This window comes from Acidobacteriota bacterium (genome assembly GCA_040752915.1).
Classification (GTDB): domain Bacteria; phylum Acidobacteriota; class UBA4820; order UBA4820; family DSQY01; genus JBFLVU01.
Window position 1 is genome coordinate 1 of record JBFMHB010000129.1, and the last position, 3,382, is coordinate 3,382.

At 66.9% G+C, this 3,382-nt stretch carries 4 protein-coding genes; 2 read left to right on the forward strand and 2 right to left on the reverse strand.

Annotated elements, in window-relative coordinates:
• The coding region (locus AB1824_13330) for a thioredoxin family protein (protein ID MEW5765943.1) at positions 1 to 425 on the forward strand (425 nt) is incomplete at its 5' end.
• A gap of 40 nt (positions 426 to 465) precedes the next feature.
• Positions 466 to 1,005 carry a YbhB/YbcL family Raf kinase inhibitor-like protein gene (locus tag AB1824_13335; GenBank protein MEW5765944.1) on the forward strand — a complete coding sequence of 180 codons (540 nt, stop codon included), beginning with the start codon at positions 466 to 468 and terminating at the stop codon, positions 1,003 to 1,005.
• A gap of 24 nt (positions 1,006 to 1,029) precedes the next feature.
• Here AB1824_13335 and AB1824_13340 read toward each other — a convergent pair whose 3' ends face one another.
• Together AB1824_13340 and AB1824_13345 are read right to left on the reverse strand one after the other, a co-directional pair.
• Positions 1,030 to 2,862 (reverse strand): TIGR04442 family protein, encoded by a 1,833-nt coding sequence (locus AB1824_13340; protein MEW5765945.1) that lies wholly within the window; start codon positions 2,860 to 2,862, stop codon positions 1,030 to 1,032.
• 101 nt (positions 2,863 to 2,963) lie between these two features.
• A complete protein-coding gene (locus tag AB1824_13345) occupies positions 2,964 to 3,197 on the reverse strand; it encodes a hypothetical protein (GenBank protein MEW5765946.1) in 234 nt (77 codons plus the stop codon).
• Positions 3,198 to 3,382: the final 185 nt, after the last annotated feature.

Below are 3,382 nucleotides of genomic sequence, written 5' to 3' on the forward strand. Positions count from 1 at the left end.
CCGCCCTTCTCCTCGTTCTGCCCCTGCTGCCTCCCGCTCCGGCCGGTTCCGACGCTGGGGCCCGGGGCTGGCACGGGGACCTGGAAGCCGGCCTGCGCGACGGCCGCGCCCGAAACGTGCCCGTGCTCCTGGATTTTCGGGCCGACTGGTGCGTGGCGTGCGTGGAACTCGAGAAGAAGACCTGGCCTGAACCGGAGGTGGAGGGGCTCTTGAGGCAGATGGCCCCCGTCCGGCTCGACGTCACGCGGAATTCGCCCGCCGACCGGGAGATCCAGGCGCGTTATGCGGTCCGGGGCCTGCCCACCGTCATTCTCCTGGACCCCCAAGGGAAGGAACTCGGTCGGTTCGTGGGTTTCAAAGGGCCCGCCGATCTGGTCGCCTGGGCGCGGCCCCACGTGAAGCCGTCCCCCCCGCGGGGGACCTGAGGGCCCGGGATAATAGGGCCCGGGCGAGGGAGGTGGTGTCGTGAACGCTCTGACCTCTTTCCTTTGGCTGTTTGGACTGGCCTGGGGGGCCCTGGCCTTCGTGGCGCTGAGCCGTGGATCGGAGTTTTCCCTTTCCTCGCCCCGCTTCGATGCGGGCCAGCCCATCCCCAGGGTTCACACCTGCGACGGGGAAGACCGCTCTCCCGCTCTGACCTGGACCCATGTCCCCCCGGGAACGCGGGCCTTCGCGCTCCTTTGTGACGATCCCGACGCGCCCATGGGCACCTGGGACCACTGGGTGATTTACAACATTCCTGGAAGCGCCACGGGATTGGCCGAGGGGTTGGCCGCGGCCGAGCGCCTTCCCGACGGAAGCCTGCAGGGAGTGAACTCCTGGGGGCGCATCGGTTACGGAGGCCCGTGCCCGCCCCCGGGCAAGGCCCATCGCTACTACTTCCGGCTCTTCGCGCTGGATGCGCCACTGGCCTTGGGCGCCGGGGCCACGAAGGCCCAGGTCCTCGCCGCGATGAAGGGCCATACGCTCGCCACCGCCGAGATGATGGGCACCTACGAACGCTGAGCCCCTCGGGCGGGCGTTCGGTCCTTACAGGTCCCCGCGCCAGTCGGCCGCCGGGGAAGCCTCCTCCAGACCGTGGGCCTGTCGGTACTCTCGCTCCAGTTCTTCCACGCGGAAGCGGTCGAGTCCGGAGGTCTTCAGGAAGGCCTCGCGGAGATCCTCCTCGCCCGATTCGAGGATCCGCGGCAGGACGTTGTTGAGGTAGTCGCTTTCCCGCTTGACGTCATCCAGGGCGGACGCGAAGGCTCCCTCGGGCACGGCGCCCCTCCACCCCTCCCGCTTCTTCAATTCGCCCTCCACCTCCCGCTGGAGAAGCCTTACGTGGACGGGGTTCGCGAGATCGAAGTAGAACTGCTTCAGACGGGACCGTATGCTCGTGTACAGGTGGTGTTCGGCGGCCTCCCGGAGGGCCAGGGCCTCGAGTTCCGAGGCGACCTCCCCCAGGCTCTTCTCGCCCCGCTCCACGGAATCCAGGCCGTCGCTCAGCACGGCCACCTTCTGGCGTCCCAGCCGCAGAATGTAGGGGTTCTCCAGGGCGGGGGCCACGATGAGGCGGTGGAAGAGCCCCGGCTCCACCGCTTCCAGGTGGCGGCGGTTGCCGAGCAGGGAGCGGACCTTGCTTTCCGTGACCGTCGCGTGTTCCATGAAGGCCAGCTCGGAAACCATGGCCTCGGCGTTGTCCAGCCGGTCGAAATATGTGACCACCTGGGAGAAAACCTCCAGAGGCTCCATGTCCTCTCCCTGGGCGGCCCTCTCGTCGAGCGCCCGGCCCGTGTCCAGAAGGATCTGTTCGAATCCGTTATCCCGCCGCTTCTGCGCCATCTGCTTGTAGGCGAGGAGCCGCGCGATCTCGGCCGGCCCGACGACCTCCGAGGCGGGCCGGCTCGAAAGGAAGAGGCCCTCGAAAATCTCCCGGGTCTTCCGGAGATACTCGGGCTCCGCGGTGCGCACCACCGGAGCGGCCGGGATGAGCCCGTCCAGCGTGTCGAAGAGGCTGCGGGGCAGGCCGTGTCGGAGGGCGAGGTTCCTCAGGGAATTTAGGCGGGCCACGGCCGAAGGGTCGGGGTCCCCTTGCATGAGGCGCAGAAGGACGTCCTTGTATTCGTCCACCACCTGGCGGTTGGCGTCGTCCTTGTACAAGATGTCAACGGCGATCCGCTCCCGCTGGTACTCGGCGATTCCCATTTCCTCGGCGAGGGGCGCCAGGAACCGCTCCTGGGCCTCGCCCCACTCCCGAGCCCGGCGATAAAGGCCCCGGACGAACTCGTAGAAACGCTGGTGGGGCCTCTGAACGAGCCTCAGGAGCAACAGGACGGCCTCCGGCTCGGCCAGTTCCCGGAGAACCTCGCCGATGAGGCCGCTGTCGTCCCCGGCGCCAGGCTTGTCGCTCCGCTTGAGGACGCGCCCCAGCGTTCGGAGGAGGACCTCCTGGGTCCGCCGGACCGAGTAAGGCCACGGAACCTTGATGAGGAAGAAGGAGTTCGAAAGGGCGTTGCCGTCCAGGAAAAGGGTCTCGTAGGTCAGGAAGCCCGAGACCTGGGACGTGAAGGAGAGGCCCCCGTTTCCAGGGAACGCCCCGAAAAGGACGAGCCGGTTTCGCACCTCCTTGTGGCCCAAGTCGTGCAGCGGCATGGGGGAGCCGAACATGTACTCGGAGACGGAACCTCCGGTCCCGGAGAAGGAGATGCCCTGCTGATCGAGACGGAAATACTGGCCCGCCAAAAAGAAGGAAACCGCTCTCTTTCCGTCGGACTCCTGAAGCTCATAAAAGGGCGCCGACAGGAGCTTGGCCCCGGCCAGCGTGGCGTAATAGTCGATGGTGTCGGTGATGGCCCCGTGGACCCTCACGTCCTTGAGCACGCGATTCTCTCCCGCGCGCCGATTCTACCAGAAGAGGGCGAAGCGGTCGGCGCCCTTCCCTCCGAGGCCCGACCTTCGGGAGGGGAGAGGGGGGCGCGGACCTACTTCTCCCCGGAGGCCGATTCCAGATTCGTCACGATCCTCAGGACCTGCTCCCGCGTACGGGGGGCCAACGTGCAGTCCAGCGCCTTCCGGAAATAGGGAAGAGCTTCCGCGGGCCGATCCGGGCGAAAGGTGTCCAGGATGATGAGGACCAGGTTGGGACCCTCCGCCATGGCCCCCCAGGAGGCGAGGAGCGCGAGGGCCGTCGCGGTCAGGAAGGGGCGGAACCTCACGGTGGAACCTCCTTGAAAGTCCACAGGTTAGCACAGCCCCCTGCTTCTTCCCGCATGTCGAGCGGTTGCCTCGAAGGTCCGTTTCCTCTATAATTCAAGGTCAGCCACTTGCGCGGAGAGATGTCCGAGTGGCCGAAGGAGCACGCTTGGAAAGCGTGTGTGGGGGAAACTCCACCGGGGGTTCG